This window comes from Burkholderia sp. BCC0419 (assembly GCF_902830285.1).
Classification (GTDB): Bacteria; Pseudomonadota; Gammaproteobacteria; order Burkholderiales; family Burkholderiaceae; genus Burkholderia.
Map to the genome: position 1 here is coordinate 141,775 of NZ_CADESR010000013.1, position 19,352 is coordinate 161,126.

20 protein-coding genes are annotated in these 19,352 nt (G+C 67.5%); 10 read left to right on the forward strand and 10 right to left on the reverse strand.

What is annotated here, in order from left to right:
* Window positions 1–122 precede the first annotated feature (122 nt).
* A complete protein-coding gene (locus tag HWW87_RS34435; protein WP_175824006.1) occupies window positions 123–1,256 on the forward strand; it encodes a class I SAM-dependent methyltransferase in 1,134 nt (377 codons plus the stop codon).
* An 89-nt stretch (window positions 1,257–1,345) separates the two neighbouring features.
* Window positions 1,346–2,236, forward strand: coding sequence for an SAM-dependent methyltransferase (locus HWW87_RS34440; protein WP_175824007.1), 891 nt, complete (start codon window positions 1,346–1,348; stop codon window positions 2,234–2,236).
* Window positions 2,237–2,307: 71 nt separating this feature from the next.
* Here HWW87_RS34440 and HWW87_RS34445 read toward each other — a convergent pair whose 3' ends face one another.
* Window positions 2,308–2,880, reverse strand: coding sequence for a DUF1415 domain-containing protein (locus HWW87_RS34445; protein WP_175824008.1), 573 nt, complete (start codon window positions 2,878–2,880; stop codon window positions 2,308–2,310).
* 76 nt (window positions 2,881–2,956) lie between these two features.
* Window positions 2,957–3,577: a TetR/AcrR family transcriptional regulator gene (locus HWW87_RS34450; protein ID WP_175824009.1), complete on the reverse strand. Its 621-nt coding sequence runs from the start codon at window positions 3,575–3,577 to the stop codon at window positions 2,957–2,959.
* A gap of 219 nt (window positions 3,578–3,796) precedes the next feature.
* Here HWW87_RS34450 and HWW87_RS34455 point away from each other — a divergent pair, with 219 nt between their 5' ends.
* The 3 genes from HWW87_RS34455 (at window position 3,797) to HWW87_RS34465 (ending at window position 7,281) form a co-directional block, all read left to right on the forward strand.
* Complete coding sequence (locus HWW87_RS34455) at window positions 3,797–5,080, forward strand: MFS transporter (RefSeq protein ID WP_175824010.1); 1,284 nt, start codon at window positions 3,797–3,799, stop codon at window positions 5,078–5,080.
* A gap of 156 nt (window positions 5,081–5,236) precedes the next feature.
* Complete coding sequence (locus HWW87_RS34460; protein ID WP_175824011.1) at window positions 5,237–5,842, forward strand: nitroreductase family protein; 606 nt, start codon at window positions 5,237–5,239, stop codon at window positions 5,840–5,842.
* A gap of 188 nt (window positions 5,843–6,030) precedes the next feature.
* Window positions 6,031–7,281, forward strand: coding sequence for an Hsp70 family protein (locus HWW87_RS34465; protein ID WP_175824012.1), 1,251 nt, complete (start codon window positions 6,031–6,033; stop codon window positions 7,279–7,281).
* 100 nt (window positions 7,282–7,381) lie between these two features.
* Here HWW87_RS34465 and HWW87_RS34470 read toward each other — a convergent pair whose 3' ends face one another.
* Window positions 7,382–7,585: a cold-shock protein gene (locus HWW87_RS34470; protein WP_006477070.1), complete on the reverse strand. Its 204-nt coding sequence runs from the start codon at window positions 7,583–7,585 to the stop codon at window positions 7,382–7,384.
* A 420-nt stretch (window positions 7,586–8,005) separates the two neighbouring features.
* Between HWW87_RS34470 and HWW87_RS34475 the strand changes: the two genes are divergently transcribed.
* Window positions 8,006–9,604 carry an APC family permease gene (locus HWW87_RS34475; protein WP_175824013.1) on the forward strand — a complete coding sequence of 533 codons (1,599 nt, stop codon included), beginning with the start codon at window positions 8,006–8,008 and terminating at the stop codon, window positions 9,602–9,604.
* A gap of 109 nt (window positions 9,605–9,713) precedes the next feature.
* On the opposite strand, the gene HWW87_RS34480 is transcribed toward HWW87_RS34475, so the two are convergent.
* The 7 genes from HWW87_RS34480 to HWW87_RS34510 form a co-directional block, all read right to left on the reverse strand.
* On the reverse strand, window positions 9,714–10,505 hold the full coding sequence (locus HWW87_RS34480) for a class III extradiol ring-cleavage dioxygenase (protein ID WP_175824014.1): 792 nt from the start codon (window positions 10,503–10,505) through the stop codon (window positions 9,714–9,716).
* A 202-nt stretch (window positions 10,506–10,707) separates the two neighbouring features.
* Window positions 10,708–11,304, reverse strand: a complete 597-nt coding sequence (locus HWW87_RS34485; protein WP_175824015.1) for a UbiX family flavin prenyltransferase — start codon at window positions 11,302–11,304, stop codon at window positions 10,708–10,710.
* Window positions 11,305–11,316: 12 nt separating this feature from the next.
* Window positions 11,317–11,628, reverse strand: a complete 312-nt coding sequence (gene grxD, locus HWW87_RS34490) for a Grx4 family monothiol glutaredoxin (RefSeq protein ID WP_027783412.1) — start codon at window positions 11,626–11,628, stop codon at window positions 11,317–11,319.
* A gap of 68 nt (window positions 11,629–11,696) precedes the next feature.
* Entirely contained in the window at window positions 11,697–12,539 is an 843-nt protein-coding gene (gene prmC, locus HWW87_RS34495; RefSeq protein ID WP_175824016.1) for a peptide chain release factor N(5)-glutamine methyltransferase, read from the reverse strand.
* A gap of 7 nt (window positions 12,540–12,546) precedes the next feature.
* Complete coding sequence (prfA, locus tag HWW87_RS34500; RefSeq protein ID WP_174389487.1) at window positions 12,547–13,629, reverse strand: peptide chain release factor 1; 1,083 nt, start codon at window positions 13,627–13,629, stop codon at window positions 12,547–12,549.
* 92 nt (window positions 13,630–13,721) lie between these two features.
* On the reverse strand, window positions 13,722–15,020 hold the full coding sequence (hemA, locus tag HWW87_RS34505; protein WP_006477063.1) for a glutamyl-tRNA reductase: 1,299 nt from the start codon (window positions 15,018–15,020) through the stop codon (window positions 13,722–13,724).
* A 26-nt stretch (window positions 15,021–15,046) separates the two neighbouring features.
* On the reverse strand, window positions 15,047–15,811 hold the full coding sequence (locus tag HWW87_RS34510) for a response regulator transcription factor (RefSeq protein ID WP_175824017.1): 765 nt from the start codon (window positions 15,809–15,811) through the stop codon (window positions 15,047–15,049).
* 171 nt (window positions 15,812–15,982) lie between these two features.
* On the opposite strand from HWW87_RS34510, the gene HWW87_RS34515 reads away from it, so the two are divergent.
* The 4 genes from HWW87_RS34515 (at window position 15,983) to HWW87_RS34530 (ending at window position 19,319) form a co-directional block, all read left to right on the forward strand.
* Complete coding sequence (locus HWW87_RS34515) at window positions 15,983–16,237, forward strand: hypothetical protein (RefSeq protein WP_006477062.1); 255 nt, start codon at window positions 15,983–15,985, stop codon at window positions 16,235–16,237.
* An 18-nt stretch (window positions 16,238–16,255) separates the two neighbouring features.
* A complete protein-coding gene (locus HWW87_RS34520) occupies window positions 16,256–18,070 on the forward strand; it encodes an aminopeptidase P family protein (protein ID WP_175824018.1) in 1,815 nt (604 codons plus the stop codon).
* Window positions 18,071–18,147: 77 nt separating this feature from the next.
* Window positions 18,148–18,699 (forward strand): isochorismatase family protein, encoded by a 552-nt coding sequence (locus HWW87_RS34525; protein WP_175824019.1) that lies wholly within the window; start codon window positions 18,148–18,150, stop codon window positions 18,697–18,699.
* Complete coding sequence (locus HWW87_RS34530) at window positions 18,696–19,319, forward strand: HAD-IA family hydrolase (protein ID WP_175824020.1); 624 nt, start codon at window positions 18,696–18,698, stop codon at window positions 19,317–19,319. Before HWW87_RS34525 ends, HWW87_RS34530 begins: the two co-directional genes overlap by 4 nt.
* The last annotated feature ends 33 nt before the right edge of the window (window positions 19,320–19,352 follow it).

The window sequence follows — 19,352 nt, forward strand, 5'->3', positions numbered from 1 at the left end:
CGCGACGAACGCTTTCGGGCGGCCGTCGCGGCGCCTGTTTTGCCGGGTCGGGCAAAGCGCGGTATGGTGTGGTCCGCGCGGTGAATTCTCATCGCCGTTGAAGCCAACCGTACCGAGTTCGCGTGACCGATTCCCCCGTTTTCCACTGGACCGACGCCGACGGCGTCGATCATGCCGTGCGCTGGCGCTCCGAAGCCGGCGCGCCACCGCCGAAGCGCGCGGTGCCCGCCGACGACCGCTTCACCGCCGACGCAGCCTACCGCCTCGCCTGCGAGGGCACCGCGCTCGTCTGGCAGGGCGACTTCCAGAATGCGCGCCAGCTCGTGCAGGCAATGGCGCGCCGTGTCGAACGCAAGCCGAAGAAGGCGAAAGCCGCGGCCGGCGTCGATGCGTTCAATCTGCATCGTCTCGCGCAATCGCAGCGCGCCCGCACGCTCGGCATGCTGCTGATCCCGCTCGACGCCGATTACACGATCCCGCTGCGCCGCGCGCCCGACGTGCGTGCGGCCTGCGAGGAGGCGTACGGCCCCGGCGGCGCGCCGTCGGTCGTGTCGCTGCGCGAGCTGCTCGGCCTCGTCGGCGCGCATGAATGGCGCAAGAAGGGCGTGCCGATCCCGGCGCTCGGCGGCGCGCCGATCCATCCGCACTACGGCGTGTTTTCGCCGGTGCGCGGCGAATACGTGGAGCTCGTCGCGCGTGCGCCGCTGCCGGCGACGTCGCTCGCGTTCGATATCGGCACGGGCACCGGCGTGCTGGCGGCGGTGCTCGCGTCGCGCGGCGTCGAGCGCATCGTCGCGACCGACCAGGATCCACGCGCGCTCGCCTGCGCGCGCGAGAACGTCGCGCGGCTCGGTCATGCGGGCCAGGTCGATATCGTCGAGGCCGACCTGTTTCCTCCCGGCCGCGCGCCGCTCGTGGTCTGCAATCCGCCGTGGGTGCCGGCCCGGCCGAGCGCGCCGATCGAATACGCGGTCTACGACCCGGACAGCCGCATGCTGCGCGGTTTCCTCGCCGGGCTGGCCGCGCATCTGGAGCCGGGCGGCGAGGGCTGGCTGATCCTGTCCGATTTCGCCGAGCATCTCGGCCTGCGGCCGCGCGAAACCTTGCTGCAGTGGATCGACGCAGCCGGCCTCGTCGTGCTCGGCCGCGACGACATCCGCCCCGCGCATCCGAAGTCGACGGACGCCGACGATCCGCTGCATGCGGCGCGTCGCGCCGAGGTCACGTCGCTGTGGCGGCTCGGCGCCCGGGCCTGACCGCGTATTTTCGGTAAACTACCGCCATTCCTCACGAATTTCCGCCGCCGGGCCGTGGTCGACCGACCGTGGCCCGGCGGCGCTTCACGATGTCGAACAAGACCCACGAAATCCGCCCGGAGCAGTCCGTCGAGCTGCTGAAGGAACTGCACATCCTCACCCGCGACGGGAAGCTGAACCAGGACAGCCGCCGCAAGCTGAAGCAGGTCTATCACCTGTTCCAGTTCATCGAGCCGCTGCTCGCCGGCGTGCAGGCCGACAAAGGCCACGTGACGCTCGTCGATCACGGCGCCGGCAAGTCGTATCTCGGCTTCATCCTGTACGACCTGTTCTTCAAGCAGCAGCCGGGGCACGGCACGCCGGCGTTCGCGTCGCACGTGTACGGCATCGAGACGCGCGAGGAGCTCGTCACGCGCTCGACCGAGCTCGCCGCGCGGCTCGGGTTCGGCGGCATGTCGTTCCTGAACCTGTCGGTCGCCGAGTCGATCACGTCGCCGCAACTGCCCGAAACGGTCGATGTCGTCACCGCGCTGCACGCGTGCGACACGGCGACCGACGACGCGATCCGCTTCGCGCTCGCGAAGCGCGCGCAGCACATCGTGCTGGTGCCGTGCTGCCAGGCGGAAGTCGCGGGCGTGCTGCGCAGGAACAAGGGCAAGTCGCTCGCGAATGCGCTGACCGAGGTGTGGCGCCATCCGCTCCATACGCGCGAATTCGGCAGCCAGATCACCAACGTGCTGCGCTGCCTGCAGCTCGAAGCGCATGGCTACCAGGTCAGCGTGACCGAGCTGGTCGGCTGGGAGCATTCGATGAAGAACGAGCTGATCATCGCGCAGTACAAGAACCTGCCGCGCCGCAAGCCCGGCGAGCGGCTGAACGAGATCCTCGGGATGTTCGGGCTCGCCGAACTGAACGAGCGCTTCTTCGTCGCGCAAGCCGCCGCGGCGGGCGGCGACGCCGTCGAGCCGGCCGAAGGCTGACGCGCGGCGGCGCGGGCATGGCGCCCGCGCCGCGCACGTTGCACGCCGCACGCCGCACGTTGCACGCCGCGTCACACGTCGTTGCCCGGCTGGCGCATCCATTCGCGCCAGCCTTCGTGGCCGAGGCGGCGCAGCGTTTCCTGATTCTTTTCGTAGATCGCGGACGCGTCCGGGAACGCGTCGACCGCGCGCGCGATGCTGTCCTCGCGCAGCAGGTGCAGGATCGGATAGGGCGCGCGGTTCGTGTAGTTCTCGATGTCGTCGGGTCCGGTGCCGTCGAATTGGTATTGCGGATGGAAGCTCGCGATCTGCAGCACGCCGTCGAGCCGCAATTGCTGCACGAGCCGCTCGGCGAAGAACAGCGCATCGTTGTAGTCGACGAAATCGGCGAACGCGCGCGGGTAGATCACGAGCGTCGTATCGACCTGCTGCGGGTCCGCCGCTTCCAGCGTGCGCAGCTCGGTTTCGAGTTCGGCGAGCGCGTCTTCCAGCGTCGTCGCTTCGCTGATCGCGTAGCGCACCTGTTCCTTCACGTAGACGCTTTTCGCGAACGGGCACAGGTTGAGCCCGATCACCGCGCGCGCGAGCCAGTGCCGCGTGGCGGCGAGGATGTCGTCGTGCGAGTCGGGGCGGGTGTCGGTCATCGTGATACCAGTCGGGCGGAAGGGCGAAGAGGGCCGCATTGTAGCGGGCGTGCTGGCGACGAATGCGCGCGGCCCGTCACGCGCAGGCCGCTTCGATCAACTGCGTGACGAGCGCGGGCGCAATGCCGATCGGCGTTTCGCCATGCCGGTAGGTCTGGCTCGCCGCGTAGATGCCTTCGACCACCAGCGCGAGCGCATCGGCCAGCGCTTTCGGCTGTCGCGCGCCGGCGCCTTCGCAAAGCGCGACGAGCCGTTGCATCAACTGCTCCTTGTTCTGTGCGACGCGTTCGCGCGCCGGATGCGACGCATCCGGGAATTCGGCGGCGACGTTGACGAACGGGCAGCCGCGATAGTCCTTTTGCGTCGCGCGCTCGGCGAGATCGACGAAGTACTGGATCAACTGCGCCTTCGGCTGCCCCGGATGCTTCGCGGCGCTCGTGTCGAGCCGCTCGAAGAAGCACGCGTCCATCCGTTCCAGATACGCGAGGATCAGCTCGTCCTTCGACGAGAACTGGCGGTACAGGCTCATCTTGTTGACGCCTGCGCGCTCCACCACCGCCTCGATGCCGACCGTTCGCACGCCTTCCTTGTAAAACAGCTCCTCGGCGGCACGCAGCAGATGCTCGTGCGCGGTGGCGCCGTCCATCGGCCGGCGCGTGCGCCGCGCCTGCGGTTTGGCGACTTCGATGCCCGACATGATGACCCTCGACTACGTGATGAATTGCTTGACATGTTACCGACTGGTAACTACGATCGCAACACACTTGTGACCGGTCGGTAACAATCAATGCCGGATCAACAGACAAATGCCAAGCGTCGGCCCGGGTCAGCCGATGTTGAAATGTGCGGCGGAGGTGGCCTGGTCGGGGCGGGGCAGGCGCGATGGCGCCGGAGCCGCCAACTGGAGAACGCGAAGATGAACTGGGCAGTGACACGAATCAGAGGGCGCTTCCATTACGGATGGCTCGCGGCGGCGGTGGTATTCCTGATCCTGCTGGCGGCAGCCGGCACACGTGCGACGCCGAGCGTGCTGATGGTGCCGCTCGAACGCGAGCTCGGCTGGAGCCGGGCAGCGATTTCGCTGGCGATTTCGGTGAACATCGCGCTGTACGGCCTGACGGGCCCGTTCGCGGCCGCCGCGATGCAGCGCTTCGGGCTGCGCCCGACGATCCTCACCGCGCTCGTGACGATGAGCGCGGGCGTCGCGCTGTCGTCGATGATGACGCAGAGCTGGCAGATGGTGGCGATCTGGGGCCTGATGGTCGGCTGCTCGACCGGCGTCGTCGCGCTGACGCTGTCCGCCACCTTCGTCACGCGCTGGTTCCATGCGCGGCGCGGCCTCGTGATGGGGATCCTGACCGCGAGCACGGCCACCGGCCAGCTCGTGTTCCTGCCGATGCTCGCGGCGATCGCGCAGCGCCACGGCTGGCGGCCGGTCGTGCTGGTGGTCGCGGTGGCGGCCGCGATCGTGATTCCGCTCGTCGCGTTCCTGCTGCCCGAGCGGCCGGCCGACGTGCAGCTGCGCCCGTACGGCGAGCCGGCCGATGCGCCGCCCGCGCCCGATGCAACGAAGGAGAACCCGCTCGCGGTCGCGTTCCGCACGCTGCTGATGGCGAGCCGCTCGCGCGACTTCTGGCTGCTGTTCTTCAGCTTCTTCATCTGCGGCGCGAGCACCAACGGCTATGTCGGCACGCACCTGATCGCGATGTGCAGCGACTACGGGATGACCGAAGTGCAGGGCGCGTCGCTGCTCGCGGCGATGGGCGTGTTCGACCTGTTCGGCACGACGCTGTCGGGCTGGTTGTCCGACCGTTACGACAACCGCGTGCTGCTGTTCTGGTACTACGGGCTGCGCGGGCTGTCGCTGATCTACCTGCCGCATGCGTTCGGCATCGATTTCTTCGGGCTGCCGCTGTTCGCGATGTTTTACGGGCTCGACTGGATCGCGACCGTGCCGCCCACCGTACGGCTCGCGACCGACGTGTTCGGCAAGGCCGCGGCGCCGGTCGTGTTCGGCTGGATCGTCGCCGGCCACCAGCTCGGCGCGGCATTCGCGGCGCTCGGCGCGGGGCTGCTGCGCGCGAGCCTCGGCACCTACACGATCGCGTCGATGATCTCGGGCGGGCTGTGCATCGTCGGTGCGCTGATCGTGCTGCGGATCAACCGCGGCCCGTCGCGCGCGGCCGCACAGGCAGCCTGATCGCGGCGGTCCGGCCGGCCGCACATACTGCGGCCGGCCATTGCACGCACGGAGATTTGCATAGCGTGGCAGGATCGGGCGCGCAACCGCTCAAGCGGGTATGCTTGCGGTTTGCCGGGCGTTCGCGCCCCTTCATCGATGTCAGCGAGGAACCGCATGTCCGTCAAACCTGCTCCCACCACTGTTTCGATTCACGATCTGATCGCGGGCCGCTGGAGCCCGCGCGCGTATTCGGATGCGCCCGTCAGCGCCGGCGATCTCCACGCGGTGCTCGAAGCGGCACGTTGGGCCCCGTCCGCGTACAACGCGCAACCGTGGCGTTTCATCGTATTCGATCGCACCCAGGACGAAGACGCATTCAAGCGCGCGTTCGCGACGCTGGTGCCGTTCAACCAGGGCTGGAATGCGCCGGCGCCGGTGCTGATCGCAGTGACCGCGCACACGCTGACGCCGAAGGGCGAGCCGGCGCCGACCGCGCTGTACGACGCGGGCGCCGCCGCGATGTCGCTGGTGCTGCAGGCGCACGCGCTCGGCCTCGCCGCACACCAGATGAGCGGGTTCGACGCGAAGGCCTTCCGCGACGCGTTCGCGATTCCGGCGGACGTCGCGATCGCGTCGATCATCTCGCTCGGCCACTACGGCAACGTCGACAAGCTCGATCCCGTGCTGCGCGATCGCGAGAAGGCGCCGCGCACGCGCCATGCGATCGGCGAAGTCGTCTACGCGGGTGCGTGGAAGAAGAGCTTCGACACGGCAGCCTGACCCCGCAGGCGGGCAGGCTGCGTCGCGCATCCTGTCCGCACATGTTCCCGGCGCGCCACGCCGCGCGCCGCTGCCGCCGGCGCCCGTCGCGCGGCACCGGTGGCCCGCCCCGGTTGTGATCCCGCGGGCTTCATGTTAAAAAGCCCGTCCTTTCCGTTTTCGCGCCGGCCCTGCTGCGGCAATTTCCCATGACTTACTGCGCGATCGATTTCGGCACGTCCAATTCCGCCGTGGCGCTGCCCGACGGCGATGGCATGCGCCTCGCGCCCGTCGAGGGCGACCACCTGACGCTGCCCACCGCGATCTTCTTCAACAACGACGAAGAGACGGTCGAATACGGCCGGGCGGCGCTGGCCTCCTATATCGACGGTTTCGACGGCCGGCTGATGCGCTCGATGAAGAGCATCCTCGGCTCGCCGCTCGCGGAAACGACGACCGATCTCGGCGACGGCAGCGCGATCGCGTACACCGAAATCATCGCGCGCTTCCTGACGCACCTGAAGCGCAAGGCCGAAGCGCGCGCGGGCGCGCCGATCGGCCGCGCGGTGCTCGGCCGGCCGGTGTTCTTCGTCGACGACGATCCGCGCGCCGACCGCCTCGCCCAGGATCAGCTCGCGGCAGCCGCGCAATCGGTCGGCTTCGCGGACGTGCACTTCCAGTACGAACCGATCGCCGCCGCGTTCGACTACGAGTCGCGCCAGCCGGCCGAGCGTCTCGTGCTCGTCGCCGACATCGGCGGCGGCACGTCCGACTTCTCGCTGGTGCGCGTCGGCCCGGAGCGGATGGCGCGGCTCGAGCGCAAGGACGACGTGCTCGCGCACCACGGCGTGCACGTCGCGGGCACCGACTACGACCGGCGTGTCGAGCTCGCGGCGATCCTGCCCGCATTCGGCTACCGTTCGCTCGACCCGGAAGGGCGCGAGCTGCCGAACAAGATCTACTTCGATCTCGCGACCTGGCACCTGATCAACACCGTCTACACGCCGAAGCGGGTCGGCGAGCTGAAGCTGATGAAGCACCTGTATCAGGATGTGCGGCAGTACGACCGGCTCACGAGCGTGGTCGAGCAGCGGCTCGGGCATGCGCTGATGGCGCGCGCGGAAGAAGCGAAGATCGGCGTCGCGGCGGGCGGGGAGACGATGATCGACCTGAACGACGTGGAAGAAGATCTGCTGATCGCGTTCGACGCCGATCGCCTCGTCGACGCGAGTCGGGACGATACCGCGCGCATCGTCGACGCCGCGCGCGAGACGGTGCGGCTCGCGGGCGTGGCGCCGCGCGATGTCGGTGCGCTGTATTTCACCGGCGGTTCGACGGGGCTCGCGTTCCTGTCGGGCGCGCTCGCCGGCGCGTTCCCGGATGCGCAGCCGGTGTTCGGCGATCGCCTCGCGAGCGTCGCGACGGGGCTCGGTATTCACGCGCAGCGACTGTTCGGTTGAATGGCGGGCGGCTACAGGCCGCCATGCCGGATGACCGGCGCCCAAAAACAAAAAAGCCCCGCCGAAGCGGGGCTTTTTTACACGAATGATCGCGCCAAGCTTAGACCGGACGGATGTTCGCAGCTTGCAGACCCTTCGGGCCCGTCTTCACTTCGAATTCAACCTTCTGGTTTTCTTGCAGCGTCTTGAAGCCTTCGACGCGGATTTCCGAGAAGTGCGCGAACAGATCGTCGCCGCCGCCTTCCGGGGTGATGAAGCCGAAGCCCTTTGCGTCATTGAACCACTTGACGGTACCGGTTGCCATGTTACTTGTTCCTAAAAAAATAAAACGGGGCCGAAGCCCATGGGGTGCGGAAAATCAAGGAAGGGGTAATAGGACCAACCGGAGTACCGTTGATGGGCGAACTACGAAAGAACCAATTCACTCGCCGCTTGAAATCCTGCGAAGTCCTTTATACGGCTAATCGTGCCGGTGGTCAACCGTATTCCCATGCTCTCAGGGTTATTGCGGAGATCAGGTTTACAAAGCTTGCAAGCGATGCGAATTTTTTGTAGGGGTCGATCGATTTTGGCGCCACGTTCGAGGTGCAACCGTTAAACTACGCGCCGCGTGGACGGGTTGCCCCGATCGGGTAATCCCTCCCCCCAAGAATGCGTGCGCGGTGCTGTCCGAGCCGATCCCGGACCGCAGGCCGACCATGCTTTTTGAGACACAGGAGAGGATGTGAAGAGTTCTATTCAACGGAACATCGGCCCGTTTGCATTGATGCTGACGGGGCTGGGTTCGATTATCGGCTCGGGCTGGCTGTTCGGTGCCTGGAAGGCCGCGAAGATCGCCGGTCCGGCGGCGATCTGCGCATGGATCATCGGCGCCGTCGTGATTCTCGCGATTGCGCTGACGTATGCGGAACTGGGCGCGATGTTCCCCGAGTCGGGCGGCATGGTGCGTTACGCGCGCTACTCGCACGGTTCGCTGGTGGGCTTCATCAGCGCATGGGCCAACTGGATCGCGATCGTATCCGTGATCCCGATCGAGGCCGAAGCGTCGATCCAGTACATGAGCACGTGGCCGTATCCGTGGGCGCATGCACTGTTCGTGAACGGCGAATTGCAGACACTCGGCCTGCTGCTGTCGGCCGTGCTGGTCGTCGTCTACTTCATGCTGAACTACTGGGGCGTCAAGGCCTTCGCGCGGGCGAACACCGCGATCACGATCTTCAAGTTCCTGATCCCCGGCCTGACGATCCTCGGCCTGATGCTGACGAGCTTCCACTCGGAGAACCTCGGCACCGCGTCCAACGCGAGCTTCGCGCCGTACGGCTGGTCGGCCGTGCTGACCGCGGTCGCGACGAGCGGCATCGTGTTCGCGTTCAACGGCTTCCAGAGCCCGGTGAACCTGGCCGGCGAAGCGCGCAATCCGTCGCGCAGCGTGCCGTTCGCGGTGATCACGTCGATCCTGCTCGCACTTGTGATCTATGTGCTGCTGCAGATGGCCTACATCGGCTCGGTGAACCCGGCCGACGTCGCGAAGGGCTGGGCGCACTTCAACTTCTCGTCGCCGTTCGCGGAACTCGCGATCGCGCTGAACCTGAACTGGCTCGCGATCCTGCTGTACGTCGACGCGTTCATCAGCCCGAGCGGCACCGGCACGACCTACATGGCGACGACCACCCGCATGATCTATGCGATGGAGCGCAACAACACGATGCCGAAGATGTTCGGCAACGTGCACCCGATCTACGGCGTGCCGCGCCAGGCGATGTGGTTCAACCTGCTCGTGTCGTTCGTCTTCCTGTTCTTCTTCCGCGGCTGGAGCTCGCTCGCGGCGGTGATCTCGGTCGCGACGGTGATCTCGTACCTGACCGGCCCGATCAGCCTGATGGCGCTGCGCCGTTCGGCGACCGATATCGAGCGTCCGCTGTCGATTCCGCTGATGAAGCTGATCGCCCCGTTCGCGTTCGTGTGCGCATCGCTGATCCTGTACTGGGCGAAATGGCCGCTGACGGGCGAAATCATCCTGCTGATGATCGTCGCGCTGCCGGTGTATTTCTACTTCCAGGCGAAGTCGGGCTGGACCGGCTGGGGCGCCGACCTGAAGGCCGCATGGTGGCTGGTCGCGTACCTGCCGACGATGGCCGTGCTGTCGCTGATCGGCAGCAAGGAATTCGGCGGTCACGACGTGCTGCCGTACGGCTGGGACATGCTGGTCGTCGCGGCGATCTCGCTGGTGTTCTACTTCTGGGGCGTGAATACCGGTTACCGGACCCAGTATCTCGACGAGCGCGAGTCGCACGAGGAGATCCTGGAAGGGGTCGGTGTCTGACGCCTGACCTGTCGCCGGATTCGGCGGCGGCAGGATGCGGTGAAAAAAGCCCGCCCGAGCGATGCTCGGGCGGGCTTTTTGCTGGCTCGGCGGTTGCGCCGCGGCCGGCTCAGGCGCCGGCGCTCGCGAACACGTAGTTCGTCATCGCGAGCACGCGCTGGTAGGTGCCGAGCGACTGGATGCCGAGCCGGTAGTCGTCGTCCGCCGCGCCGAGCGCCGTGAAGACCGGCAGCAGGTGCTCGTCGGTCGGATGCATCAGCGCGGCGTGCGGCGCCTGCCGGCGGTAGTCGAGCAGCGCGTCGACGTCGCGCGCGGCCAGTTTCGCCTCGAACCAGTCCGTGAATTCCGTGACGCGCGGGTCCGCATCCTCGGGCGCCGCGCCGAAATCGGCCGCGCGCAGGTTGTGCGTGATCTGGCCCGAGCCGATCACCATCACGCCTTCGTCGCGCAGCGGCCGCAGCGCGCGGCCGAGCGCGAAGTGATGAGTGGCGTCCGCGCGCGGCTGGATCGACAGTTGCGCGACCGGCACGTCGGCTTCCGGAAACATCAGCAGCATCGGCACCCACGCGCCGTGATCGAGGCCGTGTTCGGTCGTCGCGGTCGCGATGCCGGCTGCGTTCAGCAGCACGGCCGCGCGCTCGGCGACGTCGGGTGCGCCCGGCGCCGGATAGCGGATGTCGTACAGCGCCTGCGGGAAACCGTAGAAGTCGTGAATCGTGTCCGGATGCGCGGCGACGCTCGCGATCGGCTGTTGCGTGCCCCAGTGCGCGGACAGCATCAGCACCGCGCGCGGGCGCGGCAGTTCGGCGCCGAGGTGCGCGAACGCACCGGACGGCATCGCCGGGTCGATCGGCAGCGTCGGGGCGCCGTGGGACAGGTACAGCGAAGGCAAGCGGTTCATGGTGGTGACCTGCAAAAGGGGTTTGCCTGTGACTATAGGCGCGCACCGTGCATTGATAAATCGGCGAACGGGAATTTGATTGACGCTTGTTTGTTGATAATCGTGGCGACGGCAGGTGGTCGAATGCCGATTCGCGTCCGAAAGCGGGAAATCGAAGAAATTGCCGCGCGAATCGGCGGAGATGCGCGCAGAAGGGGCGTGGCTACTGCGCGTGCCGGATGCCGGCCCACGGCGTCGTGAGCGGCGCGCTGAGCGCGAACAGGTCGAGCACGCGCGTGACGGTCTGGTCGACGAGTTCCTCGATCGTCTTCGGCATCGCGTAGAACGCGGGCAACGGCGGAAAGATGATGCCACCCATTTCGGTGACGGCGGTCATGTTGCGCAGATGCGCGAGGTTGAACGGTGTTTCGCGCACCATCAGCACGAGACGGCGGCGTTCCTTCAGCGTGACGTCGGCCGCGCGCGTGATCAGGTTGTCGGACAGCCCGTGCGCGACGCTCGCGAGCGTCTTCATCGAGCAGGGCGCGATCACCATGCCATCGGTCGCGAACGAGCCCGACGCGATCGTCGCGCCGACGTCGCGCACCGAATGCACGACGTCCGCACGGCTTTCGACGTCGGCCTTCGGCAGTTTCAGTTCATGCTGGATGTTGAGCCAGCCGGCGTTCGAAATCAGCAGGTGCGTTTCGACGCCGCCGGCGGCGCGCAGCAGGTCGAGCAGCCGCACACCGTAGATCGCGCCGGTGGCGCCGGTGATCGCGACGATCAGCCGGCGTGGCGGCGCGCTGGGAGATGCCATCGAAACGGGACGTTACGCGGCGGCGAACAGTTGCTGCAGTTCGCCCGACTGGTACATCTCCATCATGATGTCCGAGCCGCCGACGAATTCGCCCTTCACGTAGAGCTGCGGGATGGTCGGCCAGTTCGAGAATGCCTTGATGCCCTGGCGGATTTCGTCGTCCTCGAGCACGTTGACCGTCTTGAACTGGTCGACGCCGCAGGCCTTCAGCACCTGCACGGCGCGGCCCGAGAAGCCGCACATCGGGAATTGCGCGTTGCCCTTCATGAAGAGCACGACCTGGTTTTCGTCGACGATTTGCTTGATACGTTGTTGGGTGTCCATGACTGACCTTGCGTTTGCGGGGGCGTTAGATCGAAATGATAGCGGATTTCAACCGGGCGGGCCGGGCATCAGCCCGGCAGGCGGCCGCCGGTCGTGCGTTCGATGGCGGCGAGATCGGCGAGCGACTCGACGGCGACGAAGCCGTGCGACGCCAGTATCGCGCGGACGGCTTCGGCCTGGTCGTAGCCGTGCTCGATCCACAGCGTGCCGCCCGGTTTCAGATAGACGCCGGCGCCTGCGACGATCGTGCGGATCGCGCTGAGACCGTCGGCATCGTCGGTGAGCGCGCCGCGCGGCTCGAAACGCAGGTCGCCTTGCCCGAGGTGCGGATCGTGCTGCGCGATGTACGGCGGGTTGCTGACGATCGTGTCGAACGCGAGCGCGGGATCGAGCGCCGCGTACCAGTCGCTCTGCAGCCAGTGCAGCGGGCCGCCGGGGCGCGGCGCGCCGAGCAGCTTGTCGGCGTTGCGTTGCGCGACCGCGAGGGCGGCCGGCGAACGGTCGAGTGCCCACACGCGCGCATCGGGACGCTCGGCCGCGATCGACACGGCGATCGCGCCGCTGCCGGTGCCGAGATCGAGCACGGCCGCGTGCGGCAGCCCGTCAATCGCCTCGAGCGCGGCTTCGACGAGCAGTTCGGTTTCGGGGCGCGGGATCAGCACGTCGGGCGTCACGTCGAACGGGCGGCCGAAGAACTCGCGCATCCCGACCAGTTGCGCGACGGGCTCGCCGGCGACGCGGCGTGCTTCGAGCGCGCGGAAGCGTTCGACCGCTGCGGCGTCGAGCGGCGCATCGCCGCGCGTGATCAGTTGCGTGCGGGTCCAGCCGAGCGCGTGCGCGAGCAGCACGCGTGCATCGACCGGGTCGAGCGGCGATGCGCGCAGCAGCGCGTCGGCGGTGGTGTCGGACATCGCGGCCTCAGTCGGCTTCGCCGAGCGACGCGAGCAGCTCGGCCTGGTGCTCGACGACGAGCGCGCCGATCAGTTCGTCGAGATCGCCGTCCATGATCGCCTCGAGCCGGTACAGCGTCAGGTTGATCCGGTGGTCGGTCATCCGGCCCTGCGGGAAGTTGTACGTGCGGATGCGCTCCGAGCGGTCGCCTGAGCCGATCAGGCTCTTGCGCGTCGCGGCTTCCTTCGCATGCTGCTCGTGATACTGCTTGTCCTTGATGCGCGCGGCGAGCACTTTCAGCGCGCGATCCTTGTTCTTGTGCTGCGACCGGTCGTCCTGGCATTCGACGACAATCCCGGTCGGGAGGTGCGTGACGCGCACCGCCGAATCGGTCTTGTTGATGTGCTGGCCGCCGGCGCCGGACGCGCGGAACGTGTCGATGCGCAGGTCGGCCGGATTGATCTCGACCTCGCCGATCTCGTCGGCTTCCGGCATCACGGCGACCGTGCACGCGGACGTATGGATGCGCCCCTGTGTCTCGGTGGCCGGCACGCGCTGCACGCGATGGCCACCCGATTCGAACTTCAGGCGCGAATACGCGCCCTGGCCCGCGATCCGTACGATCACTTCCTTGTAGCCGCCGAGATCCGACGCGCTCTCCGACATCATTTCGACTTGCCAGCGCTGGCGTTCCGCGAAGCGCAGGTACATGCGCAGCAGGTCGCCCGCGAACAGCGCCGATTCGTCGCCGCCCGTGCCCGCGCGGATTTCGAGGAAGATGTTGCGGTCGTCGTTCGGGTCCTTCGGCAGCAGCATCTTCTGCAGCTCGGTCTCGAGGCGCGCCATGCCCTCGCGCGCGCTGCGGATTTCGTCTTCCGCGAAATCGCGCATCGACGGATCGGCGAGCAGTTCCTGCGCGGCCGTCTCGTCGCTGCGCGACTGGCGCCATAACGCGTATTGCTCGACGACCGGGCCGAGTTCCGCATGTTCGCGTGTCAGCTTGCGGTACTGGTCGAGGTCGGCCGTGACGTTTTCGCGGCTCAGCAGGTCGTTCAGTTCGGCCAGCCGTGTGGACAGCTGGTCGAGCTTGCGTTGCATGCTCGTCTTCATGGTGTGGAGCGGCGCTCCCGGGCAAGGGTATTCGGAAAGGATAGACCGGCGGCAGGACAACGACAGGCCGGCGGCAGGGCGACCGGGCGGCGCTAGTGGCCGGATTGGTCGTTCGAGCGCGGCGCGTGCTGGTAGAAGCCGCGCATCAGGTCGATTAGCGAATCGCGATCGGCGCCGTTCACGCGGTTGAGCGCGCTCGTCGGGCCGTGGATCAGCTTGTTGGTCAGCGCCTGCGACAGCGCTTCGAGCACGGCAGCCGGATCGTCACCGCGCGCGAGCAGCTTCTGCGCCTTCTCGACTTCGGCCCGGCGCAGTGCGTCGGCCTGCGTATGCATGTGACGGATCACCGGCACGACGCTGCGCGTGTCGAGCCATTGCATGAAGTTCTGCACGCGCGTCTCGATGATCGCTTCGGCCTGGGCGACCGCGGCCTGGCGCGACGCATTGCCTTCGCGCACGATCGCACCGAGATCGTCGACGGTGTAGAGGAACACGTCCTTCAGCTTGCCGACTTCGGGCTCGATGTCGCGCGGCACCGCGAGGTCGACCATGAAGATCGGCCGGTGACGGCGCGCCTTCACCGCGCGCTCGACCGCGCCGAGGCCGATGATCGGCAACGTCGACGCGGTGCACGACACGATGATGTCGAATTCGTGCATGCGGGTGGGCAGGTCGGCCAGCGGCATCGCGCGGCCGTTGAAGCGTTCGGCGAGCCGCTGGCCGCGTTCGGCCGTGCGGTTCGCGACGACGAGTTCGCGCGGGCCTTGCGCGGCGAAGTGCGTCGCGCACAGCTCGATCATTTCGCCGGCGCCGATGAACAGCACGCGCTGATCCGACACCTTTTCGAAGATCCGCTGCGCGAGGCGCACCGCGGCGGCGGCCATCGACACCGACTGCGTGCCGATTTCGGTCGTGCCGCGCACTTCCTTGGCCACCGCGAACGTGCGCTGGAACAACTGGTTCAGATAGGTGCCGAGCGCGCCGGCTTCCGTCGCGGTGCGAACGGCATCCTTCATCTGGCCCAGAATCTGGGTTTCACCGAGCACCATCGAATCGAGGCCGGAGGCGACGCGGAACGCGTGCCGGACCGCTTCCGATTGCGGCAGCGCATAGACGTGCGGCGCGAGCTCGTCGACCGGAATCCGGTGATACTCCGACAGCCAGCGGACCGCGCCTTCGCGGGCCGCGCGATCGTCGGTCGCGCAATACAGTTCGGTGCGGTTGCAGGTGGAGAGGATCGCTGCTTCGGGCGTATTGGGCGCCTGCGGGCCGAGAAACACGTTCTTGAACGTGACGAGAGCCGGTTTGATTTGCTCGAGCGGAAACGCCACGCGTTCGCGCAGGGCGACAGGCGCAGTGTGGTGGTTGATTCCGATCGTGAGGAGTTGCATATCGAGGGCTATCGTTTAGCCTCATATTATAGCGTTTCAGCGATTTCCTCACTCGCTGCATACCGGGCATCGGCATGGCGCGGCCGCGAATTTGGGGGCTCGATCGGTACGCGGTCGAGCTGATAGCCGAAGCCGTACAGCGGCAGCAGCCGATAGCCGCGCTCCGGAAGCAGCTGCAATTTGCTGCGCAGCCGGGACGCGTGCGTGTCGAGCGTGTGCGACTTCATGTCGCGGCGGAGGCCCCATACCGTTTCGAGGATATGGGCGCGCGACACGGGCCGCGACAGGTTCGTGAACAGCAACTGCGCGAAACGGAACTCCTTCGGCGTGAGTGAAACGATTGCGTCGCCGAAACGCACGAGACAATGCGTGGCGTCGAATGCGTATTCGCCATACATTTCGCGCGAGCGGGTGGGCGCCCGCCGTACGCCGGCGCGCCGGCTCAGCGCGTTGACGCGCGCGAGCAGCTCGGGCCCGCTCACGGGGCGCACGAGGCAATCGTCGGCGCCCGCGTGCAGGCACGAGACGATTTCGCTTTCGCGGGCCGACTGCATCACGGCGATGGCCGGCAACCCGGGGAGGACCGCCTGCGCGCGCGGAATGACGTCCTGCGCCGGCTGGTCGCCGGCCCAGTGGCCGGTGACCAGCATGTCGCAGGTGTTGTCGGCGGCGAGCCACTCGAAGAATGCGGTGCTGGACGGAAACGCATGGCACACATGACCGCCCGCGAAGAGCAGGCGGTTCAGGAGTGCGGTATGACGCGATTCCGGATCGATCAGAGCGATTCGCATGAGGATTTCTTCAATACGGCGGCCGGTGTGCGCTTGCCATAACGTCGAGTCGGCCCCTACACTCGAAGGTTCGCGGCGCCCGGCTGGTCTCGGGTTCGATGGATGAATCGATGCTAGCCGCTGGCAACGTTCACGCCTATGGGACGAATCTGAATTTATAGAAGGCGTTGAATGAACTGGTTTGGAATCCTTGTCCTGGGAGCGGCCGTCGGGCTGTTCGGCCGCTGGCTGCATCCGATGCGGCGCACGGGCCGGCCGGCGTGGTGGATCGCGGTGCTCGTCGGCATCGTGGGCGCGGCCGCCGCCCGCATGGTCGGCAATCTCTCGGGACTGTTTTACGATGGCGAGACGCTCGAATGGCCGGTCTGCACCGGCGTCGCGTTCCTCGCCGTAGCCGTGACGGTCGCGCTGTCGGCCCGTCGCTGAATGCTCTCAGGTGAAATCATGAATGCCCGTCTCCCCGAAGTCTCGCCGGTGCCGGCCCGTCTCGCGATGCTGCGCGGCGCCATGGCCCGCGAGAACCTGGCCGCCTATCTCGTGCCGTCCGCCGATCCCCATCTGTCCGAATACCTGCCCGAGCGCTGGCAGGCGCGCCGCTGGCTGTCCGGCTTCACGGGCTCGGTCGGCACGCTGGTCGTGACTGCGGATTTCGCGGGGCTGTGGGTCGACAGCCGCTACTGGGTGCAGGCCGATGCCGAACTGGCCGGCACGGGCGTGCAGCTGATGAAGATGACGGGCGGGCAGCAGAGCGCACCGCACGTCGACTGGCTCGCGCAGAACGTGGCGGCCGGCGCGACGGTCGGGGTCGACGGCGCTGTGCTCGGCGTCGCGGCCGCGCGCGGGCTGACGGCCGCGCTGAGCGCGCGCGGCATCGCGCTGCGTACCGACGTCGACCTGCTCGACGCGATCTGGCCCGAGCGGCCGGGGCTGCCCGGCGACGTGGTGTTCGAACACGTGGCGCCGCAGGCCGACACGACGCGCGCAAGCAAGCTCGCCGACGTGCGCCGCGCGATGCACGCGCAGGGCGCGCAATGGCATTTCGTATCGACGCTCGATGATCTCGCATGGCTGTTCAACCTGCGCGGCGCCGACGTCAACTTCAATCCGGTGTTCGTTGCGCACGCAATGATCGGCGCCGATCGCGCGACGCTGTTCGTCGCCGACGGCAAGGTGCCGCCGGCGCTGGCCGCGTCGCTCGCGCGGGATGGCGTCGACGTCCGCGCCTATGACGCCGCGCGTGCGTCGCTCGCGGCGCTGCCTGACGGCGCGACGCTGCTGATCGACCCGCGCCGCGTGACGTTCGGCACGCTCGAGGCCGTGCCGGCCGGCGTGAAGCTCGTCGAGGCCGTGAATCCGTCGACGTTCGCGAAGTCGCGCAAGACCTCCTCCGAGATCGAGCACGTGCGCGTGACGATGGAGCACGACGGCGCCGCGCTCGCGGAATTCTTCGCGTGGTTCGAACAGGCCGTCAATCGCGAGACGATCACCGAGCTGACGATCGAGGAGAAGCTCACGGCCGCGCGCGCCCGCCGCCCCGGCTATGTGTCGGCGAGCTTCGCGACGATCGCCGGCTTCAACGCGAACGGCGCGATGCCGCACTACCACGCGACGCGCGAGTCGCACGCGACGATCGCCGGCGACGGCCTGCTGCTGATCGATTCGGGCGGCCAGTACATGACGGGCACGACCGACATCACGCGCGTCGTGCCGGTCGGCACCGTCAGCGACCTGCAGCGGCGCGATTTCACGCTCGTGCTGAAATCGATGATGGCGCTGTCGCGCGCCCGCTTCCCGCGCGGCATTCGCTCGCCGATGCTCGACGCGATCGCGCGTGCGCCGATGTGGGCGGCCGGGCTCGACTACGGCCACGGCACCGGGCATGGCGTCGGTTACTTCCTGAACGTACACGAAGGTCCGCAGGTCATCTCGCACTACGCGCCGGCCGAGCCGCACACGGCGATGGAAGAGGGCATGATCACGTCGATCGAGCCGGGCGTGTACCGTCCGGGCCAGTGGGGCATCCGGATCGAGAACCTGGTCGTGAACCGTGCGGCCGGGCAGACGGAATTCGGCGATTTCCTCGCGTTCGAGACGCTGACGCTGTGCCCGATCGACACGCGCTGCGTGCTGATCGAGATGCTGCACGACGAAGAGCGCGCGTGGCTGAACACGTATCACGCGACGGTGCGCGAGCGCGTCGGCCGGCATGTGAGCGGCGACGCGAAGGCGTGGCTCGACGCGCGCACGCAGCCGATCTGACGCAACGCGCGGCAACGATCGGATAGCGGCCGGATAGCGATCTCACGACGGCCGGACAATAACAGCGAGGGCAAGCAATGGCGGACACTGCGGTGATCGTGGTCGACATGCAGCGCGGGCTGGTGGAGCGGGCGCAGTCCGCATACCGGCTCGACGACGTGGTGTCGGGCATCAACCGGTTGACGGCGGCGGCACGCGCGGCGAACGCGCCGGTGTGCTTCGTGCAGCACGATGGCGACGCGGACGACGACGTCGTGCCCGGCACGCCGGGCTGGGAACTGCATGCGGGGCTGGTCGTCGGTCGCGACGACTGGCGTGTGCGCAAGCAGGCGAGCGACGCGTTCCACGACACGCCGCTCGCGGCGCAGCTCGATCGCGACGGCATCCGTTCGGTGCTGATCTGCGGCTATGCGACCGAGTTCTGCGTCGATTCGGCCGCGCGCCGTGCCGCGCTGCTCGGCTACCGGACGACCGTCGTGTCCGACCTGCACACGACGAACGAGCGCGCCCACCTGTCGGCCGCGCAGATCGTCGCGCATCATCACTTCATCTGGAACAACAATTCGCTGTCGGGCAACGCGGTGACGCCGCGTCCGCTCGCGGACGTGCTCGCCACGGAGTTCGCATGACGATCAAGGCAGTGGTGTTCGATTTCGGCGGCGTGCTGATCGACTGGAGCCCCGAGTACCTTTACCGTGAACTGATTCCCGACGACGCCGAGCGCCGCTGGTTCCTCACGCACGTGTGCGCGATGGACTGGGTGGTCCGCCAGGACGGCGGGCAGACGATCGAGGAAGGCACGGCCGAACTCGTCGCGAAGTTTCCGGAGCACGAAGCGCTGATCCGCGCGTTTTACGCGCGCTGGCACGAGATGATCGGCGGCGTGCTCGAAGAGGGCGCGGCGCTCGTCGACCGGCTGGACGCGCAGGGGATGCCGCTGTTCGGGCTGACGAACTGGTCCGCGCAGACGTTTCCGTATGCATGGGACAACTTTCCGGTGCTGCGCCGGTTCAAGGACATCGTCGTGTCGGGCCGCGTGAAGCTCGTGAAACCCGATCCGGCGATCTACCGCGAAATGCATGCGCGGATCGATCCGCATCTGCCGGGCATCGCGGCGCACGAGCTCGTGTTCATCGACGACAACGCGAAGAACGCCGCGGCTGCGACGGCGCTCGGCTGGCACGGCATTCATCATACGAGCGCGGCGGCGACCGAGGGGCGGCTGCGCGAGCTGGGCGCGCTCGCATAAAGGCGGGCGAGCGCCAGGCGGATAAAAAAAGCG